We start from the raw sequence: 21427 nt of genomic DNA on the forward strand, positions 1-21427 counted from the left end.
GACCCTTCACGAAAGGGGGATAAAGGTGAAAGAAAGAGAACTGCTCAAACACAAAAGAATTCTGATTACAGGTGCAGCGGGCGGCTTAGGACAGGAGCTTTGTTTAGCATTTGGAAGAAGAGGGGCTGTAATTCTTGCGCTCGACATACATCCTAAGCATCTGGAGTCGTTAAAGAGGCTTCTGAAAGACAATAATATTCAATGCGAAATATACGTATGTAATATTGCTGACAAACAACAATGTAAAGCGGTTATTAAGAAGATTGAGAGTCTCTACTCCTCTATTGATATGGTAATTCATAATGCAGGAATCTCCCATCGAAGTACATTTATGGATACAAAACTAGAAGTCCTGGAAAACATTATCTCTGTAAATGTGAATGGAACGATTAATCTTACCCACTTTACACTGAATCAAATCATGAAAAATAAAGGATCCTATGTTGTTGTCTCAAGTGTCGCAGGGTTTGCTCCCTTAATGGGGCGAACCGGTTATGCAGCGAGCAAACATGCTCTCCATGGGTTCTTCGAAACACTTCGTGCAGAGGTGGAAGATTATGGAGTTAAAATTCTAATGGTCTGTCCCTCCTTCATGAAAACAGCGATGGAACATACGGCCTTTGATGGTGATGGCAAACAAGTGTCAAAGAATAAGCAAACAGTCGGCAATGTATTAACCCCTGTATTTGTAGCAGAACAAATTGTAAAAGGAGTGCTATCCAGCAAGAAAAGGATATATATAAGTCCCATAGCAAAATTTTCACTAATATTCAGTCGACTGATCCCTGATGTGTACAATAAGATAATGAAAAGGAGAATGATTGCTGAATTCAAGCAAAATCCAGAAGAAACCAAGATATAAAAGGATTATGTATCCTTCAATGGAAAGTGGCATTCGATAAAGGATTGCCGCTTTTTTCTTGTATTCATCCTTCCATAAGAAGTACACTAGTTACTGCATATCAAAGAGGGAAAGGTCGTTATTATGAAGAAGTTACTGCTGGCCGGTGGAGGCCATTCGCATATACAACTATTAAAGAGATTAAAAGAGGACGCTATTAACGATGTTGAAGTAACATTGATATCACCCTCCAAGTATCAGTACTTCCCTGAGTTGTTTCCAGGCTTTGCAGAAGGAATCTACAGTGAAGAAGAAATACGTATTGATTTAGAAAAACTCTCCATTCATGCGGAAGTTCGATGGATGGAAGGGGCGGTACTATCAATCGATCCCCAACAGAAGCTCGCATTGACTGCCGGAGGAAACATACTCCATTTTGATCTTATTTCTTTTAATATTGGTACAATGACAAAGGGGGCAGACCAAATTCCTCTATCAGATGATATCTACACAATAAAACCCAATTATCAATTTGCTAATGCAATAGAGTCTATCCGTGGAGCAGAAAAACTTATAGTTGCAGGAGAAGAGTCATCAGCAATTGAAATCAGTTCTGCCCTGCAATCCTGGCGAATGAATCATGGAATACACACTCCTGTGACGTTCATCAGTAGTCACAGGCTGCTTCCTGATGAACGGGAGGATGTCAGCCAAAAGATCTTTGGAATACTCAAGCATCGGAATATACTGCTGAGAACTAAAACAGAGGTTAGTAAGATTAATGGCAACAAAATAATAACAAATTCCGAAGAGATACTTTTCGATAAGCTGCTGTTGGCAGGGAACACAAAAGCTCCGGATATATTCAAGCTTTCAAAGCTTCCTGTCGACGAAAGCGGCTATTTATCTATAGAAGAAACACTTCAGGTCAAAAAGTACCCATTTATTTTCGCTGCAGGAGAATGTGCCGTTATAACAGGACATCCGCAAATGACCCATACAAGTCACAATTCATCCATCAAACAAGGAAACGTACTTTTTACGAATATAAAAGGGTACATTGAGACAGGTGAAGGTGAATTATTTTTTCCCGAAAGAAAAAGCCACTTACTTTTACATATTGGAAACAAAAAAGGGCTTGCTGTCTATAAAAATCGAGCATTTTACGGTTGGTTACCTTGGGTTTTGAGACAATATCGAAATAAAAAACTCTTAGAATGATTGCTACCTAAAGAAGAAATAGCGCAAAATCTTCCTTCTCCGCATACCTTTAATAAATGAGGAGGGGATATATCGATGAAATTACCAGCAGTTGACCTGGGACTGATGTCCGAACATTTAGCAGCACATGAAGGAGTCATAAATAAGCTTAAAATTTATCATCAAATGGTTCACAATGAAGATTTAAAGAAGATACTGAGAATCCATATAAATACATTAAGACACCATGTCGCTGCCATGCTGATGTTGATAAATCCAAATCGAATGGAAAAAGTCCAATTAGCAGATTTACCTAAAACAACCTTAAACGAACCCGTTGAAAGCTTAGCTGAATGGGAAAAAGATATAGCTCTTGAAAGCCGATCTACCGCAAAGTTAATGGGTACAAACAATTACAATTCTGCCGCAATGATGAAAGATGAAAATGTAAAATCCATTCATGTTAAAATGGCTGAACAGGATATTGAGTTCCAAATGATGTATAACCGGCTGATCAAGGCCTACGATGGAGATTTCGTACCGATGGCATCACCAGAAATGCAATGGATGACACTGCAGAAGTATCAGCATGTTTTAGAGGAATAGAAATAGTAAAATATACTCCTTCAGGGCTTAAGAAATAATTACTATCTTTACCAAGACACCAAAATTTTTTGGTGTCTTTTTGCAATCCAGAACACTCGTTCGATATGATGGTAGTGAAAGGAGGTTTTAACATGATTAAAAGAAGCTTAACAATAGAAAGGATCATTGACCTTTACAATGAAGGGGAAAGCACCAAAAAAATAGCTGAAAAGGCTGGCGTTTCACAAAGATATATCCGGATGTTATTATCAAAACATAATGTACAAAAAAGACCCCATGGAAGCTGGAAGAGAAAACATAATCTTAATGAACATTACTTCAAGAAATGGTCAAATAATATGGCCTACATCCTTGGCTTTTTTTGTGCTGACGGATTCATAGCAACTGATAACCAATCAGTAAGTATATCACAAAAAGAAAGAAGTATATTACTACGAATAAGAAGTGAATTGGAGTCGAATCAACCTCTTTACTATAATTCAGATTCTGGTGTCTATATGTTGCACTTTCATAGCAAAATAATTAAAGATGACTTAATAACACTACACGGAATTACCCCAAATAAATCACACACACTTAAGTTCCCGAAAATACCTCCAGTTTATTTATCACACTTTATAAGAGGCTATTTTGATGGATACGGCTTTGTAAAATATGAAAGGAGTGTTGTAAGCTTTGTTGGCGGATCAAGGCTGTTTATGAATAGACTCAAAGAAATCATTGAAACATTAGGTTTTGATACAGAACTACAACAATTTGATAACTGTTATAGGTTGTTTCTAACTGGCAGAAAATCCATTCAAAAGTTCTCACGATGGATTTATAAGGATAAAGACTTGTATTTAGAAAGAAAATTTCATGAGTTTAGCAAAGAAAACCTGCCGCTTGAAAAATTAAAAGATAATAAATTAAAACGTACTAAAACTGCAGTGAAAGCCAGGAAAGAAAAATTTTTAAGCCTTGTTAATAATAGAAATAGCATCGACGAAGCAATAAAACAAATCGGAATACAAAAATCCACTTTCAAAAAATGGATTTCCAGTGATATGCAGTTTAAAGAAAAGTTTGATCAAAGCCAGTCTAATAAAGGGAAGTAATAACTTTCCTTTATTTTTTATTTTTTTCAAGTAGACATAACATATATTATAGGAAGTTATATAAAAATCGTTAACATTATCTCATAACCAAAGAATACTATTAATATTGAGACGTAATAAAGATTTTTATCTCATTATATAACAATCCCCCAAATTACTTTGTTTGTGACTTCTCATGAATATTTTTATATTCCTGTGATCTTTAAACAATTAAATTATGCTAACCCTCCAAATCCATAATGTTTATATTGATTTAAAATGAGTTCTTCAACTAAGCTCACTCCAATAAATTTAACACAGCTATTTTTACATTACTGCCTCTCTTTTAATTCCTCACTTGAAGTTTACATAATATCATTATGAAACTTTACACTTAACCACTTTAACTAACAGCATACGAAAAAAATCTAAAAACTCTCTTTCCTATTTTTATTTTTTAGGTTGATTTCCGCTTATATAGGCTTAATTATCTTTAAAACAATTACTCCCCCCCTCTTTTCGTTACGAAGTACCTTCCAAGTTTCCATTGAATCTTTTTATCTTCTTACATTTCTCAGTGTCTTCATCACTTTGAGTCTTTTCTTGTCTTGATGTTCTCATTTATAACTTCTGAGAACCGGTTTTATAAAATCTGGAATATGATGTGGAACTGGTGAATTTTGGTGAATCTGGTTACACATCCAATAATCTTTTAAAAGATGTCTTAAACAATTCAAGTGTCCAATTAGAAATCAAAGAAGCATAAATAATACCACTAGATATAGGTGCCAATGATGTGTTAGGCCGGACTTAGATTAGGCCCAGAGCAGGCTCAATTGCTGCGGTAGCTTTGAATTTATCCGGTATATTAGCAAAAAGCCGCTCACGGGGACGTTTTGTTCCAACTGCTGATGTAATCGCTAAAAATCCGACTTTATACATCCCAAATCCAAATGATATTCATTTAAGTCATGAAGGTGACAAGAGAATAGAAAAAGAGTTCTGGAAGCACTTAGATAAATCAAACGATTAATTCACATTATTCACACAAAATAAAATCGAAAAGACACAGATGCATTAGTTATGCTTCTGTGTCTTCAATAACTAATTTAGGAACCAATGAGGATTTCCTATTTTTATTTTCATAAGTAAATACATAATAAACCCCTGAAACTTCATACCATTCTAGAGTTTTACTATCTTTTATAATTAATTTAATTATTTTCGTTTATAACATAAAGAATGTCCTTCTTTAATAATCCTTCCTCATATAATAATTGGGTTATATTTTATTACTTAAGATAAAAAATTTCACCCATAGGACTAATTGGTTCTTCTTCATTAAAATCAAACGACCCTTCAACCATCTTTGATGTTATTAAATTCCATCTATTGCAAATATCACTTTGTGCAATATAATCAAATGCAGCCTCGACATCTTCGCATTCGAAACAATAAAAAAATTGATTCCCATTTTGAAAGATGGAATAGTTTTTGATTCCAGCATTACTATGCTCTTCCATGATTTCCGGCCATGGTTCCATATGCATTTTAACATATTCCTCTAACTTTTCCTCTTTGATTTTCCAAGTCCATGCAAACTTATTGCTGTTGTTCATTTTTTCACCCTCCAAAATGATGATTATCAAAAACCGAGCCGCTCATAGATTATGAAAGGCCCGGTTTCTATTAGGTCATCGTATTCTTAATAAACATCTTTCCATTCACCGATATTTTCAGCATCAAATTTGAATGGATCGCCAAGCATAATTTGTGTTCCGTCACCATCTTCAACAACTTCTTGAGCGCCAAGCTCTCCCGCTTCAAAAGTTTCGCCGATTTCTCCGGAAATTTCACCTTCTACTAGTGCATGGGCAGTGTACCCAGCCGCTTTACCTACGTCAATTGGATTCCATAAATACATCCAAGGAGATACTCCGCTTTCAATATAACTTGCCATTTCACTTGGTAAACCTAAACCAGTAAGGGCTACTTTCCCTTTAAGGCCTTTATCCGTTAACACTTTACCTGCAGCAGCAATTCCTACAGTAGTTGGAGCTATGATTGCTTTAAGGTCTGGATAAGATTTCAACAATGCTTCCGTTTCAGACACACTCTTATCTCTTAAGTCATCACCGTAAGCTACTTTTACAAGTTCAACGTTTGCATATTCAGGTTTTTCAAGTTCTTTTTTCATCCATTCGATCCAAAGGTTTTGGTTTGTGGCTTGTGAAGTTGCACTTAGTACAGCAATCTGGCCTTCTCCGCCAATCATTTCAGAAGCCGCTTCGATTTGCACGCGCCCGATTCTTTCAGGATTCGCCTGGTTAACATGGAGGATACGGCTGTCAGCATTAACAGCAGAGTCCACCGAGATGACTTTGATTCCTTGATCCATTGCTTTCTTTAATACAGGTTCCAATGCATCCTGATCGTTGGCAGCGATAGCGATTGCAGCTACCTTTTGTGTAATAAGCTGTTCAATGATTTGAATTTGCCCTTCAGCAGTCGGCTGATCAGGAGAACGCAAAATGACTTCTCCGCCAAGTTCTTCTACCGCTGTTTGAAAACCATCCATCATTTTTTCCCCATATGGATTTCCTGTGTTTTTAAAGACGAATGCATACTTGTTAGAACCGCCCTCATCTCCCTCACTTGCACTTCCGCTTGTCTCTGGAGCCCCTTGACTGCAGGCTGCTAACAATGAAGAGATTAAAGCAACTGTTAACAATAATGATAAGAACTTTTTCATCTTTCTTTTCTCCCCTTTGATTTTAAATTTTTATACATAACAGTTTTGATAAACTGAAGTATACAAAATCATGATTTCCTCTTAATAAAATTCGGCAGTTTTACCTTTGGAACAGCAACAGCGAGGATGAGCAATGCTCCCACAATGATAAGAAGTGTCTGAGCAGGGATATTGATAAGCCCAAGTCCATACTGTAGATAACCGATGATAAAGACTGCAATCACTGTTCCGATGATCTTTCCTTTTCCTCCCGCTGTGCTTACTCCCCCCAAGGCTGCCATTGCAATGACATCCAATTCATACATATTGGCAACATTCGGTCTCGTACTACCCATTCTGGAAGCCAAGAAGATCGCTGTAACCGCTGCCATAATTCCAGCCAGGGTAAAAACAATAATTCTGATCTTATCTACCTTTACTCCAGAGAAACGGCTTGCTGTAGGGTTTTTGCCCATTGCGAAAATTTGGCGGCCAAACGTTGTTTTATGAAGAACTACACCAAAAACCAGTGCTGCCGCTATAAACAGAATCAGAATAAAAGGGATTCCAAAGACATAACCCCATCCGAAGAATCCAAACCATTCAGGAAAATTACCAGAGGATTGATTCTCCAATATTACGTAAGCAATACCGCGATATAAAATCATCGTTCCCAAAGTTACGATTACAGCCGATAATTCCTTAAACTTTACAATCAATAACCCATTGATCAATCCACAGGCCGCTCCAACTACCAGGCAGATGACAATAGCAAGGCCCATGGGTATTCCCATGCTGTTATACATTGTCGCCATCACGACAGATGATAGCGCAACGGTCGAGCCAACAGAGATATCAATATCCCGCAGGATCATGATCATGGCCATTGGGAAAACAATAAAGGCTTTATCTAAGAAAATCATCGTTCCATCTCTCAAACTCGGATAATTGAAGAAGTAAGGAGATAAGCTGGCGTTGATGATCATGACAGCAATTAGAATCAGAACCAGCATCCATTCCCATTGAAGAAAGAAACCTTTATAGGTAAAGTCTCTCTTATCATGGAGTGTTCGTTGTATATAACCATTATCATTAAGTACCGGTCTTTGTTCCATGGCTTATATTTTCCTCCTCATGAGATTGTTTCTGTCTACACCTCTTTTAACTAAGGTATTGATTATAACGGCAACAAGGATAATGAGGCCTTGAATTGCTGTTTGCCAAAACGGTGAAACATTCAGCAGAGGAAGTGCATTATTTAATAGTCCAAGTAGAACCGCTCCAAGAATTACTCCGGATATCTTTCCGGACCCTCCGGCAATGCTGACACCACCCAGGATACATGCAGCTATTACGGTTAATTCATAGCCGGATGCAGTATCTCCTTGAGCAGAGGCGAATTTAGATACCCAGAGGACTCCTGAAAGACCTGCAAATCCCCCCATAATTGTATAAACAAGCATTAGGATCCTTCCTTCTTTAATCCCACTTACTTTAGCTGATTCTGGATTACTTCCGACTGCATAAATTTGCCGTCCTGTTCTTGTATGGTTGATGATATAGAAAAACAATAGATAGATGACAATAGCAATCATAATAAGGTTATTGATACCAAGCGTCGTACCAGTTGCGATTGAAACAAAACTCTCCGGCATTTGATAAGAACTGATCCATTCACCGCCGCTGACCCTAAAAGTTAATCCCCTGAAAATGTTCATCATTGCAAGTGTTGCGATGATTGGTAAAATACCAATTTTAGAGATTAATACTCCGTTTATGGCTCCACAGGCCATCCCGATAACAATCCCAAGGAGTATAACAAGTAGGGGATTCAATCCTTGGTAAGTACTTACCACCTGTGCAGATACCATACCTGACAGCGCTATAATCGATCCGATTGATAAATCAATTCCTCTGGTAACTAAAACAAGCATCATTCCTAAAGCTAAAATACTTAAGATTGCTGTGTTCGTTATCATGTCATTGATATTTTCCCCGCTCAGGAAGCTAGGGTTTCGCATCTGAACAACAGTTGATAGAATGACGATGAAACCCAGTAAACCCAGTTCTCTGAATTTGTAGATATTTGCTAACTTGGAAGCTTTTTTTTCTTTAGCTGGCAAGTCATTGGTCTGCAAGACATTCTCGGGCATGCTTTTCACCTCGTTTATAAAAATCTGTTAAACTGCTTCTTTTCCCTTTGTTTCACTCATCGCTGCTTCCAAGATTAATTCTTGAGTAGCTTCTTCTCTACTCAAAACCTTTGTTACCCTTCCTTCCCTCATCACAACGATTCTGTCACTCATTCCGAGAATCTCCGGCATTTCTGATGAAATCATAATGACTCCATACCCTTGAGAAGCCAGATCATTGATAATTTCATAGATAGCCGATTTAGCGCCTACATCTACACCCTTTGTAGGTTCATCCAGGATGATAATATCAAGGTCTTTTGTAAGCAGCTTTGCTACTGCCACTTTTTGCTGATTACCTCCTGAAAGAGAACTGACAAGGTCATAAATACTGTTTGCTTTTACATGCACCTTTTCTGCCAGTTTTTTTGCCATCGAAGCTTCTTTTTTATTATTCAGCCACCCCTTAGTTGATAGTTCATTTATTGTGGGGAGGGTGATATTTCTGCCTATTCCCCAATCTAATACCAGTCCTTGTAACTGGCGGTCTTCAGGCAAGTAGCCGATCCCCAGATTCATCGCATCTTTGGGATTCCTGATTGAAACCTTCTCAGCATTTAGGTGTATTTCTCCTTCATCGAATGAGGTAATGCCAAATAGAGACTGACAAACTTCTGTTCTCCCGGCACCAACAAGTCCGGTTAATCCCAGAATTTCTCCTCTCTTCAAGGTGAAAGAAATGTCTGAGTAATAACCCATTTTTCCGAGGTTTTTCACCTCTAATAATGTCTCTCCAATCTTATTATGTTTATCAGGATAGACTTGGGTGATTTCACGGCCCACCATTGCCACTATCAGTTTCTCGTTCGTAATCTCGCTGACTCCCCATGAGCCAATGTATTTGGAATCACGAAAAACGGTAACCTCGCTTGCCAAGCGATACATATCCTCAAATCTGTGTGAAATGAAAATGATGGATGCGCCTTGGTCTCTTAACTGATCAGTAATCTTATATAAATCTTCACTCTCTCTGGCTGTTAGAGCAGCTGTGGGCTCATCCATGATAATGATTTTTGCGTTGGTTGAAATTGCTTTGGCAATTTCTACAATCTGCTGCTGTGCTACACTTAAAGCACCCATCTCTGTTTTAGGATCTATAGAAGACCCTAACTCTCTTAATATCCTTTCAGCCTCTGAATGCATCTCTTTCCATAACAATCTTTTTGTTCTTTTTTGAACTTTTTCATGACCCATAAAGATATTTTCTGTAACACTTAAATCAGGATAATTTGTAACATGTTGATATATGGCAGCAATCCCCATCTTTTGAGCATCTTTAGGATTATCAAACTCCACTTTTTCTCCATTCAGATACATTTCTCCAGCATTAGGGGAATGAACACCGGTAATAACTTTTATAAAGGTAGATTTTCCTGCACCATTTTCTCCCATTAGTGCATGGATTTCTCCTTTTCTCAGTTTAAAATGAACATTATCAAGTGCGGTAACTCCTGGGAATTCTTTTGTGATCCCTCTCAATTCAAGAACATATTCGGACAATAATCTCACTCCTTACCCCTGCTTTTTAACATCCAATACGGTTTATATATAAATAACAATATGATCTACTTCCAATAAGTGAATGCGCTTACATATATCTTAAGTAATAGGAGTTTACGGGAGTAGGAGACAAATCTCGGATTAGGGTGATAATTTTCTGATGTTTCTAAAAATAATGCGATTTCCGCTATTAGAACAGAGTATTTTGCTTTCAAATCCAAAAAAATAACTCCCTCGATGGGAGTTATGATCTGACCGATCTCTATATTAATTTTATAAACCTTTATATTTCATCCTTTCCTTATATTTTGAGGGAACCTCACCGTAATGCTTTTTAAATAATCTGCTGAAATACTTGGTATCTGAATATCCAACTTTTACCGAGATATCATAAATTTTAAAATCGGTGGTCAAGAGAAGCCCTTTCGCTTTTTCGATGCGGATACGTGTAACATAATCTAATACCGTTTCTCCTGTATGACTTTTGAAATATTCACTGAAATATGTAGGATTCATGTAGACTTGTTCTGCGATTTTGTGAATGGTTATATTCTGATCAACATTTTCACTTATCCAATTCTTCGCACTTTGGATATGATCGATATTTTGGGAATTGTGTTTTTTTTCTACCATAAATAATACCTTCTTGACCCAATCATATACTTCGTTTCTAAGTTCACTTAAATTAGCGGTCCTCCTGGTTGTGTCGAAAATTTCTTTTAATAATGGAAAGCCGTCTTTCTCCTTGGTTTTACCAACAAGATGATTAACAACTCGAATTCCCAATAAATGTATTGCTCGCTCAATCTCCACAGGAGAATGCAAGGAACCTATGGTAGAAAAAAAGCTTGTAATCTCTCTTTTAGTCGCATTAGGGTTATGGTTGTTTAAATAAAATATTACTTTATCGATTTTATGATTTATTTCCGGATGTTCTTTTCGATCTATATTCGCTTCCACATTTTCGATGGCCTCATTGGAAAAGATTTTATCCCCCCCATACAATAACCGGAATTGAAGGCAGGTATTTAACTCTTGAATTAAATTTGGCAATAGTGAAAGGTCTTTAATCAGCTTACTCAAAGCGATTGAACAGGTGAACGGCGTGAATTTCTTAATGTTCGATTTTATTCCCTCCGCATGGAGAAACCCTTCTTCCTCTATGGAATCACTATTTTCATTATGAACATTCAGTAAGATCCAAAATGATAAATCCTGTCCTTTCCATTTCCATACCTTGAAGGAAGAGCTTAAAAAACCGCTTATCATTTCATCTAAGATATTTTCGATTGCAAATGTCCATGCTTTCCAATCCACTTTCTCGAATGATTTAGATTTACTAACGAGATTATCCGGACTTACATACATCAATAAATAATTGCCTTCAGGAAATTCTTTCGTCCATTCGAGAAGTGATAAATCAACATCCTGTTTCCATATCATTTCACTGAGAAGTTGGGTTTGCTTAATATGTGGGACTAGAGCTGCTCTCGATTCAATTTCATCAAAATGCTTCTCTTTATGCCGTCTCTTTACAATGTCCTCTTTGATTTTTCCTATTCTTTCCTGAAACTCTTCCCGGTCAATTGGTTTAATCAAATAGTCACTTGCCCCTTCACGGATGGCCGTCTGTAAGAACTGAAAGTCATCGAACCCGCTGATAACGATGGCATGAAAGTGTGTTTCTTTCTTTAACTCTTTTATCAATGACAAGCCGTCTATCCCAGGCATCTTTACATCTGTAATTAATAAGTCAAAGGGAAAGGGAGACTGCTGATAAGCTTCCAGGCATTCTGTGCCGCTGCCATAACTCCCAACCACTTCCCATTCCTCTCCGCATGCTGCCAACAACCTTTCGATTCCCCGCCTGAGCCTCGCTTCATCATCTACAATCAATGCTTTTATTTTCCCTGCCATGTTGAGTTCACCCCCCTTATCAAATCTTCTTGGATAGGAGTTGTTAACATAGGTATTCTAATGATTACTTCTGTACCTTTATGATTTTCACTTTTCAATTGCAGGCCATATTCTTCACCGAAGATCATGGCAATTCTTGCATTCACATTGACCAGACCAAACTTTGCATCTCTTTTTGCCATTGGATTTGTTTTAAAGGTTTCATTCAGCTCTATTAATTTCTTTTCTTTAATCCCCGGGCCATTGTCCTTTAGAGTTAAGATAATTTCACCATCAGCACTCCTGTTGATGAAAATTTCTATCAATGTTTTATTATGTTGCTCAAGACCATACTTGATAGCATTTTCTATAATCGGTTGTAAAATGAATTTTGGAGTATAGTAGAGTCGTGTTTCGATTTCTTCATGGATCTCAAAGTCAATCCGGTCTTCAAACCTGAACTTTTGAATTGTTAAATAATCCTTAACATGAGTGACTTCTAGAGAAATTGGAACTACTTTGTCCTTATTATTAAGTGAGTAGCGAAGCATTCTCCCAAGCAGTGTGACGGTCTTGACAACTGTATCTTTTTCCCCTTCTTCCACAGCATAGCCGATCGTTTCTAAAGTATTATACATAAAATGAGGGTTTATTTGTGATTGCAAAGCATACAACTCTGCATCTTTCTGTCTAAGCTCTATTTGATAATTTTTTTTGATTAAATGGTTTATTTGCTGAATCATTGAATTAAAGCTGTTTGTCAGCATACCTACTTCATCTTTAGAATTTACAGGAAGATCCACATTGAAATTACCCTTTTCAACTTGCTTCATCAATTTAGTAAGTTTATTCAGGGGGCTTGAAACATTCCATGCGAGAATAATGGAGAAAATAGTACTGAGCAGCACCAGTATAATAAATGCAGCAATGGTACCGATTCGAACAGCATCTGTTTCTTTTGTGAGAAAACTGACTGGAATGCTGTGAAACAAATACCAATCAGAGTTTTGAAACTTGTCTGTACTGATTAACAAATTATTTTCTAGTCCGTTTGTCTTGAAACTGCCGTTAATTCTAGGATACCCCCCAAACTTCTTGTCGACAGAACCTATCCTCCCGGGGGCGGTATGATAAATAATTCTTCCTTCAGAGTCAGTCATCCAGATGGTTGAATTGTCTCTTTGTAATAAACTTTGAAGCGATTTCTCAAAGAAATTTAAATCTACTGCTATAAATATGGTCCCGATATTTTCCTGGTTTTCATAATCCCTTAGTTGTCTCATTAACAATATAAATGGCGGGTTATCTTTAAACTTCAGATTGGTTTCATACGGAAGAATGATTTCCTCTTCTCCCTGCAGTTCCAGATCTTGACCATATGGGAGGGAAGAAGTTTCTATGTCAAAACCTGAATATGTTGTTTTAGTACTGCTGAACAGTCTGTTTTTGGAGTGCAGAAACACTCCCAAAATATCCGGATCGCCTCCATTAGTATAAGTTCTAGATAAATAACTGTTTACCATGAACTTATCTTGCAACATGTTCGAATTACTTTGATAAGAATCTTTCCTTAACACTTCAATAACTTGTGAAGAATTATAGAGTGAATCGGGAAGACGCTTTAACTCTTTTATCTGGTTATCTATGTTTTCATTTGACTGCTCTAATAATTGAGGGATATATTCACCCGCTTGGTTTTCTATGGATTTTGCATACTGGCTGTAAGCAATATAGCCCAGCAGGGTAATTGGGATAACGGTAAGAATTAGATAGGTGATAATCAGTTTCGTCATTAAATTGTAGTTTCTGAATTTATTATTCCTAAAAATCATACTGATCAACATTTTCCTTTGTAAAATCGATGGGTTCCCCCATGATGACCATGTCATCAATAACGCGAACTTTCCCTACCCTGGGAACCTGCTGATTATCATATGGCAATGAGCTGTTAGTAATATTTTTGCTGAGTGCCACAGTTAGATATCCTAATTTTTTCGGGCTCCATAACGTAATTATCTGTGCAGTTCCCTCTTTTAAAAATTCATTCATGGGGTTGGGAGGGGATAATCCCACAACAACCACTTCCCCAGATTTCCCACTCTCCTTGACAGCGTGAGCTGCAGCGGGAGGGCCGACTGATGAATTTCCGAGAATCCCTATAAGATCAGGGTAATCCTTTAGGAGTTGCTGGGCAATTGTATAAGCTTTATGAGGATCATCATCAGTGGCAGCTACTTCCACAAGTTTCATATCGGGGTAATACTCCTTCTGATGAATTTTAATCCATTCCAGCCATTCATTTAAGTTCGAAGCAGATTTTGAGCCGGTCATAATAGCAAATTCACCTGTCTCTCCTACATTCCAGGCAAGTGTATCCATTAGGTGCCTTCCCAATGTTTCCGGATGTACCATATTAATAAAAAACTCCCTCGCATCCGGCAAGGTATCTGCGTCCCATGTGATGACCTTAATATGATTGTTGCGTGCCTTCTTTAAAACCGGAACCAGTTTTTCCGGATCGTTGGCAGAAACGGCTATAACATCGACTTCATTATCTTCTATCAGGTCATTGATAATTTCTATTTGCTGTACAGCACTGGCAACTGTCGGCCCTTTGAAGATGACATTAACATCCAAATCCTTTGCTGCCTCCATTGCACCTTCTTCTACTGCATTGAAATATGGGATATTTATTACTTTTGGCACTACAGCAATAGTGTACTCCATATTCTCACTTGTCTCATTCTCTGAGGGAAAAGCATCACTGGTATAAACAACCTCGTAAACATCGCTATTTTCCGCGCAACCGCTTACAATAATTGAGAGGAGCATATAGAAGTATAGTAATCTCTTGAACATACTTTACCACCTTAAACAGTTTCTCCAGATCATTGGATAACGATCAGGTTATTAAGTATTATTTTCACTTAGAATACCATACTTTCTAGTTATTAGAATACTCAATATTTTCTTAAAACCATTTTTCAGAAGTTGAACCATGGTAATGGATAAAAAGTTCCCCTGCAAACAATTGCAGGAGAACTAACCTTATTTTAAAGTAACAGTTTTTATGTTTAATAGCTTTCCGACTTTTTCAAAGAGTGAGGCATTATGCCCACTGGACATTGCGCAATGATGGGTAGGGGCTTGAGCAAACCATTGTGACATATAATCATCAGGATGCTTGTTGAATTTAACAGGTGTCATGGTATTGCCGATTTTCATCGTCGGACCGTCTGTTGATTCCGCTTCACTAATGATCAGCTTCAGTCTACCTTCTCCGGTTTGTGTGACATTCAATGTAGTAAGCGGTCCTGTTTTTACTTTTGCTTCTACAGATACACCGGTTCCCTGTTTTCCATGATATAACCCCATTCCGCGCAGAATTGGCTTCCCCTCTGATATGGCAATATGAAACGGTCCGTCATGTCCTAAGAGAATCGTTTCATCAATATAATCCACCACTACAATTTCAGAGAAACTGCCGCCAGTTCCTAAAATATCACAGATTTTCATAGCCAGAGCCGTTTTCAAATCACCCTCACCAGCACAAGGAATCCCTCTCGCAGTAAGAAGAGAATGTCCAACAATGAAGCCGCTTTGCAGTTTTTCATATTCTCCGCCTGAAGTACCATGGTAATAATAAGATAAAGCATCCAAGTCATATTCTCTTACAAGCTTTTCCTGTGCTGCCGCTACTCTGCAGGCCCATTCCATTTGTTCTGTTGTCGGCTGCTTAGCAATCGGATCAGAAGGAGAATCCCCGCTGATTTCAAACATCTCATAGACTTCAGCTAATTTTTCATTTACTTCTTCAGTAGTTACCTCTTTTAATAAACGATCTAGGTCACACATTTCCAATACCTCTAAGTGGATACCTGTCTGAGCTTGTACCATGGTAAAATCACTGTACATATCGAGCATTCCGCTATAAGTATTTCCAAGAAATCCAAATCTGCTGTATTGCAGTGTACGGGGGACAGATGCAGCTCGAATCCACTCTTCTATCTCTATCCATGCACGTTTGGCTTCTTTCTTTTTATCCGTCACTTCATTTGTCAACGAGATTTCAGGTGTATGATTCATTCCCAGGAGCCCATTGATAACTTCAAACTGAATATTGGCTCGATTAAAGGCATTTGCAAATTCGGGTACAGGGCATGCACCGCAATGAGCAAGCCACTCACCTGTAGTGGATTCACCATAATTGATACGCTCTGTCGGCTGTAAATTCAGGAAAACAACAGGCGCTTTGCAGATCTGATGGACCGGGAGGACAGTTGAGCTTGTAGAATATGTTGCCGCATGGCAGAAGACTAAATCAATGTTCTTTCCTTTCAGCCATTCACCTGCTTTTCTGCCTTCGCTCTCCGAATCTACTAATCCGTAATAAAAGATTTCTCCCCATCGACTCATTTTCTTTTCAATAAACCTTCCATATTCGGTCAATCGTCCTTTAAGACCGGGAAACTGATCCCAGTAAGCTTCCAACCCTACTGAATATAGACCGATTCGTGGTTTTTTGCTGTTTTTTATCGGTGTTAAAGATGGCATTGCCATCACCCCCTGAATGAGATAATGTTCATCTTTCCTATATCTTTTAAAAATTCTTGTTTTTACCTTATTAACCCAACATAGGTTCTCGCTGGGACAGTACTTCATTCTCATAATGATTTACCACTTCCAGCCAGCTTTCCTTAACTGGTACACCCATTTGTTCACAGTAAAAATCCCAAATTGCCCCGAATGGGTAAGTTTTAAATTCCTCCATGAGTGCTAACCTTTCTGTAAAGTTTCCTTCATCCTGAAGTTTTTTAAAATGATCACTTGGCATGAGCATGGCATACAATAGAGACTTAATCATATTTCTGGTTCCAATCGTCCATGCAGCAACGCGGTTAATACTGGCATCAAAGAAATCCAGACCAATCATAACTTTATCCAAAGCATCATTTCGCACAATTTCGAGAGCGATTTCTTTGAGTTCATCATCCAGAGTTACCACATGATCGCTGTCCCATCGTACTGGTCTTGATACATGTAAAGCAAGCTTATCACTATACAACAGCATGGAAGAAATTTTATTTGAAACCATTTCGGTTGGATGATAATGCCCCGTATCCAATAGGCACAACTTGTTATTCTTCAGTGCGTAACCCAAATAGAATTCATGTGAACCAACCACAAAGGATTCAGACCCTATACCGAATAACTTGCTTTCCACTGCATCAATATTGTATTTCTCATCAATATTTACAGCGAAGATCTTATCCAGAGAATCTTTCAGCCTTAATCGTGGGGTCAACCGATCACTTGGAGTATCTTTGTACCCATCTGGAATCCATATATTTGTTAAGGCAGGTGTGCCAAGTTCTTGACCAAAGTAGGCAGCAATTTTACGACTTGCGATACAATGGTTAATCCAATACTCTCTGATCTCTTCATCCGGATGGGATAGTGTCAATCCGTCTGCTGCATTCTCATGCGAGAATAAAGTTGGGTTAAAATCAAGTCCCAATCCACTTTCCTTCGCCCAATTTACCCAGTTTTCAAAGTGCTTTGGTTCCAATTGATCCCTCTCAACGACTTCATCATTTGTTTCGGCATAAATCGCGTGTAGATTAACCCGGTGTTTTCCAGGTATTAGCGAAAGTGCTTTTTCCAGGTCGCTTCTTAATTCTTGTGGTGTTCTTGCTTTTCCCGGATAATTTCCTGTTACATCAATTCCTCCCGAAAGCTCTCCTTTTTTCACTTCAAAACCACCGACATCATCTCCCTGCCAGCAATGGATTGAAATAGGAACCGTTTTTAACTTTTCAAGAACTGCCTCAACATCTATACCCCATCTTTCATATTCTTTCTTTGCCAGCCCGTAACTCTCTCTGATTGACATTTTTTTCATCCTTTCACGTAGGTTTGTTTAAATGACTTCACTTCAAAAGACTTCTTTATTATTGTTCTTGCTTCTGTGATATCCTTTATTTCTCCTAATGCTATTAACTGTGACACAATGTTCCCAATTGCTGTCGCTTCAACTGGACCAGCTGCAACCTCTTTATGTGTCTCATCGGCAATCAACTGGTTGAGCATTTCATTTTGACAGCCGCCGCCTATCACATTCACTTTAGGAAAAGTTTTCTCGAATATTTCTTCAATTTGACTAATGGCTATTTTATAGCTTTGTACTAAACTATCATAAACGCATTTCGCAACCTGCCCTGGTGTGTTCGGTACTTGCTGATTGGTTTCTTTACAGTACTCCTGGATTTCTTCAATCATATTTTCCGGTTTCAAAAACCTGTCATCATCTACATTTACGATGGATTGAAACTCTTTTTCGTTACGGGCAAGTTCCACTAAATCAGAGAATGAATATTTATCATTGTAATTTCTCTTCACTTCCTGAATCATCCACAGTCCCATGATGTTTTTTAAGAATCTGAATCTGTAATCGATGCCGCCTTCATTTGTAAAATTATATTGAAGGGCTTTCGGAACGCAAATCGGGAATGAATTTTCTACTCCGATTAATGACCAGGTACCTGAACTTATATAAATCGTATTTTCCAATTCTGGAACCGAGATGACTGCTGAACCCGTATCATGTGTAGCCGGCAATATTACTTTCATATCAAACCCAAACTCAGAAATAAGATCTTCCGACAGGGTTCCCAACACTGTATTAGGAGGTTTTATGTCCAGAAACATTTCCTTGTTGATTCCCAAACAATCTAAAATTTCTTCATCCCAATTCTTCGTAAATGCATTTACTAACTGGGTTGAAGTTGCATTCGTGTATTCGTTCACCTTTTTTCCTGTAAGCAGAAAATTTAAATAGTCCGGAATCATTAAGAATCCCCGAGCTTCGTGAATCACTTCGGGAGACTTTTGCTTCAATGAATATAACTGGTAAATGGTATTGAATTTTTGGAATTGAATGCCTGTTTCCAGATATAATTTTTCTTTTGGAATAATGCTGAAAACTTCATCCATTATTCCATCTGTTCTGGGATCACGATAGGAAACGGCATCTGTCAATGGTTTATCATTCTTATCCAGTAACACATAGTCGACCGCCCATGTATCAATTCCAATACTCTCTGGTTTGATACCTAAACCGTTACATTTCTGTATTCCTGCCTTTATCTCTTTAAAAAGCATTTCTGTATCCCAGCAATATTGACCATCTTTTTTCACAATATTATTTTCAAACCTATGAATTTCATTTAATGTGAACTTCCTGTTCTCGAGGTGCCCAAGAATCAACCTGCCGCTTGATGCACCAATATCTACAGCTAAAGTATACTTACCCATTTTTCCACCCCTCTCATGAAAACGCTTCCTTCCTTTTCTATCTTAAGATACATTTTCAGAATATTCTATATCGTGATTCACTAATTTATTGTCCTTATTTGCCAGTGAAAAAAACAAAAAAAGTCATGATTCTTTTTAATAAACCTAAGAACCATGACTTTCATTTGAATTTTTGTTCTCTAAATTGTTTCGGAGTATAACCATATTTGCTTTTAAACACTCGATAAAAGTAACTGATATTGTCATATCCAACTTCTTCAATAACAGATGTAACAGGCAGAGAGGTGTTTTCTAATAAATCTCTTGCAACATTCAACCTTTTTTCTTGCAGTAACTCTTTAAATGTAAAACTTGTCGCTCTTTTTATTTTCTTACTTATAAAGTAGTGCGGTTGATTTAACCTGCCGGCCAGTTCATATAAGGAGGCACACTTGTAATACTCATCTATATACTTTAAAGAATCGACAACAACCTGATGTTTTTCAAAATCCTCTTTGTATTTCACCTTATCTGAGTACTTGATAAGTTCTACAATTAACAAACCCATGTATAACTTAATCGTCGCCTCGGACATTAGGGCAGGTTTCATGATTTCGGAAATAATCTTCATTATCAGTTCTTGAATAGACTCTATTTCTGAAACAGCAAAATAAAGATACTGGCCATTTTGTGTCTGGTTAAACAAACTATTTACCAAAAAGTTACTTATCATATTTTCTGTTGTTAAATAGGAGAAAATAAAAGAGAAGAATTCAGGCTGGATGATAAAGTTGATGACGATATCCTCTTCCCCGCAAGCCTTAATCTCATGTTCAATATGCTGATTTAAAAACAATAATTCGCCCTTCTTTAACGTAAGCTGCTCTTTCCCTACTGTTTGATTAAGCTGTCCATTAAAGACATAGTTAAATTCGATATAGTTATGTTTGTGCTTGGGGAAATCTACGAAACGGGTATGTTTGCGGACCATAATCATTGTATTTTTCCTTAGGAACTTTTCACCTTCCACTACGAAATGTTCCTGGCTGGTATATATGTCCTTCTTTATCTCATTCTTTTGCTGCAACACCATTTCTTCTTCTTCGTTAAGTTGCAGCAATTCCTGCAAAAATTCAGAATGCATAATGTCACTCCTTTTCATCTGAAAAAATCGGAACAAATGCACCACTATTCCGACTTATGCCTTCTTGCTTACAAGAGAAACGGTAACACCTTTTTCTTCTAAGATTGAACTAAAGGTTTCTTCTATTTCAGAATCGGTTATTACATGACTAATATCAGTGATTTCTGCGATTTGAGCAAACGCTCTCATTCCGAATTTTGAAGAATCCGCCATCAAGATTGTCCTGTCAGCAATCCCCATCATTTGCCGTTTCAATAATGCCTGCCATTCATTAGAATCACTCAATCCCAAATCCACATGAACACCCTTACAAGAAATAAATGCTTTGCTGACATGATACATGTTTAATGACCTCTCAGCTAAAGGTCCGACAAATGATAAAGATTTAGGTAAAAGCATGCCGCCGGTAGAGACCACTTTGACTTGATCTTTTCTGCTTAACTCTACCGCAACCTTTATTGAATTGGTTATAACAGTTAACGGCAAATCCGGCATTTCTTTAGCCATATACCATGCCGTCGTACTCGCATCCAGAACAATTTGATCGCCGGGTTTAATCAACTTCACTGCTTCTAATGCGATCGCATTTTTTTTATAAGCATTTGTAATCTCTCTTTCTGCATAAGAAGTTTCTGCTTGTTCATCCTGGATACTAATTGCCCCTCCATGACTTCTTCGAATCAAATTTTCTTTTTCTAATTTCTCAAGATCTCTTCTAATAGTTTCTTCGGTTACATTGAAGAGCCTACTCAATTCTGTAACTCTTACACTTAATTTCTCATTTACAACTTCGACTATTTTTCGGTGTCTTTCTGCTACAAGCATTTATAAATACCCTCCGTTTGTCTTTGAGGAAAGATAAAATTGAAAAACATATCCTTTTATTAACTCTTCGAATCAAGAAATTAACAATTTATCCAATAAACTTTACTATATAGCTCCATTATA

17 protein-coding genes are annotated in these 21427 nt (G+C 37.6%); 4 read left to right on the forward strand and 13 right to left on the reverse strand.

Features of this window, described 5'->3' with window-relative positions:
• Window positions 1-25: 25 nt before the first annotated feature.
• The 4 genes from M1E09_RS12140 (at window position 26) to M1E09_RS12155 (ending at window position 3744) form a co-directional block, all read left to right on the forward strand.
• Complete coding sequence (locus M1E09_RS12140; protein ID WP_456271132.1) at window positions 26-862, forward strand: SDR family oxidoreductase; 837 nt, start codon at window positions 26-28, stop codon at window positions 860-862.
• Window positions 863-985: 123 nt separating this feature from the next.
• Window positions 986-2062, forward strand: coding sequence for an NAD(P)/FAD-dependent oxidoreductase (locus M1E09_RS12145; RefSeq protein WP_456271133.1), 1077 nt, complete (start codon window positions 986-988; stop codon window positions 2060-2062).
• Window positions 2063-2137: 75 nt separating this feature from the next.
• Entirely contained in the window at window positions 2138-2647 is a 510-nt protein-coding gene (locus tag M1E09_RS12150) for a hypothetical protein (protein ID WP_456271134.1), read from the forward strand.
• A 131-nt stretch (window positions 2648-2778) separates the two neighbouring features.
• Window positions 2779-3744 carry an LAGLIDADG family homing endonuclease gene (locus tag M1E09_RS12155; protein WP_456271135.1) on the forward strand — a complete coding sequence of 322 codons (966 nt, stop codon included), beginning with the start codon at window positions 2779-2781 and terminating at the stop codon, window positions 3742-3744.
• 1271 nt (window positions 3745-5015) lie between these two features.
• Here the strand turns inward: M1E09_RS12155 and M1E09_RS12160 are convergent.
• From M1E09_RS12160 to M1E09_RS12220, 13 genes are all read right to left on the reverse strand, one after another.
• A complete protein-coding gene (locus M1E09_RS12160) occupies window positions 5016-5342 on the reverse strand; it encodes an L-rhamnose mutarotase (RefSeq protein ID WP_456271136.1) in 327 nt (108 codons plus the stop codon).
• 86 nt (window positions 5343-5428) lie between these two features.
• The gene (rhaS, locus tag M1E09_RS12165) at window positions 5429-6475 is read right to left on the reverse strand and encodes a rhamnose ABC transporter substrate-binding protein (protein ID WP_456271137.1); all 1047 of its coding nucleotides are present in this window, start codon (window positions 6473-6475) and stop codon (window positions 5429-5431) included.
• 68 nt (window positions 6476-6543) lie between these two features.
• Window positions 6544-7569: an ABC transporter permease gene (locus M1E09_RS12170; RefSeq protein WP_456271138.1), complete on the reverse strand. Its 1026-nt coding sequence runs from the start codon at window positions 7567-7569 to the stop codon at window positions 6544-6546.
• 3 nt (window positions 7570-7572) lie between these two features.
• Complete coding sequence (locus tag M1E09_RS12175) at window positions 7573-8607, reverse strand: ABC transporter permease (protein WP_456271139.1); 1035 nt, start codon at window positions 8605-8607, stop codon at window positions 7573-7575.
• Between the two features lie 27 nt (window positions 8608-8634).
• Complete coding sequence (locus M1E09_RS12180) at window positions 8635-10146, reverse strand: sugar ABC transporter ATP-binding protein (protein ID WP_456271140.1); 1512 nt, start codon at window positions 10144-10146, stop codon at window positions 8635-8637.
• Between the two features lie 273 nt (window positions 10147-10419).
• The gene (locus M1E09_RS12185; protein ID WP_456271141.1) at window positions 10420-12063 is read right to left on the reverse strand and encodes a response regulator transcription factor; all 1644 of its coding nucleotides are present in this window, start codon (window positions 12061-12063) and stop codon (window positions 10420-10422) included.
• Window positions 12048-13835, reverse strand: coding sequence for a cache domain-containing sensor histidine kinase (locus M1E09_RS12190; RefSeq protein ID WP_456271142.1), 1788 nt, complete (start codon window positions 13833-13835; stop codon window positions 12048-12050). Before M1E09_RS12190 ends, M1E09_RS12185 begins: the two co-directional genes overlap by 16 nt.
• Window positions 13836-13863: 28 nt before the next feature.
• On the reverse strand, window positions 13864-14901 hold the full coding sequence (locus M1E09_RS12195; protein ID WP_456271143.1) for an autoinducer 2 ABC transporter substrate-binding protein: 1038 nt from the start codon (window positions 14899-14901) through the stop codon (window positions 13864-13866).
• 189 nt (window positions 14902-15090) lie between these two features.
• Window positions 15091-16596, reverse strand: coding sequence for an L-arabinose isomerase family protein (locus M1E09_RS12200; protein WP_456271144.1), 1506 nt, complete (start codon window positions 16594-16596; stop codon window positions 15091-15093).
• Window positions 16597-16666: 70 nt separating this feature from the next.
• Entirely contained in the window at window positions 16667-17935 is a 1269-nt protein-coding gene (gene rhaA / locus M1E09_RS12205; protein WP_456271145.1) for an L-rhamnose isomerase, read from the reverse strand.
• Between the two features lie 5 nt (window positions 17936-17940).
• Window positions 17941-19356, reverse strand: a complete 1416-nt coding sequence (gene rhaB / locus M1E09_RS12210) for a rhamnulokinase (RefSeq protein ID WP_456271146.1) — start codon at window positions 19354-19356, stop codon at window positions 17941-17943.
• 160 nt (window positions 19357-19516) lie between these two features.
• A complete protein-coding gene (locus tag M1E09_RS12215) occupies window positions 19517-20479 on the reverse strand; it encodes an AraC family transcriptional regulator (protein WP_456271147.1) in 963 nt (320 codons plus the stop codon).
• 54 nt (window positions 20480-20533) lie between these two features.
• Window positions 20534-21304, reverse strand: coding sequence for a DeoR/GlpR family DNA-binding transcription regulator (locus tag M1E09_RS12220; RefSeq protein ID WP_456271148.1), 771 nt, complete (start codon window positions 21302-21304; stop codon window positions 20534-20536).
• Window positions 21305-21427 lie beyond the last annotated feature (123 nt).

Source organism: Bacillus sp. AK031 (assembly GCF_053903065.1).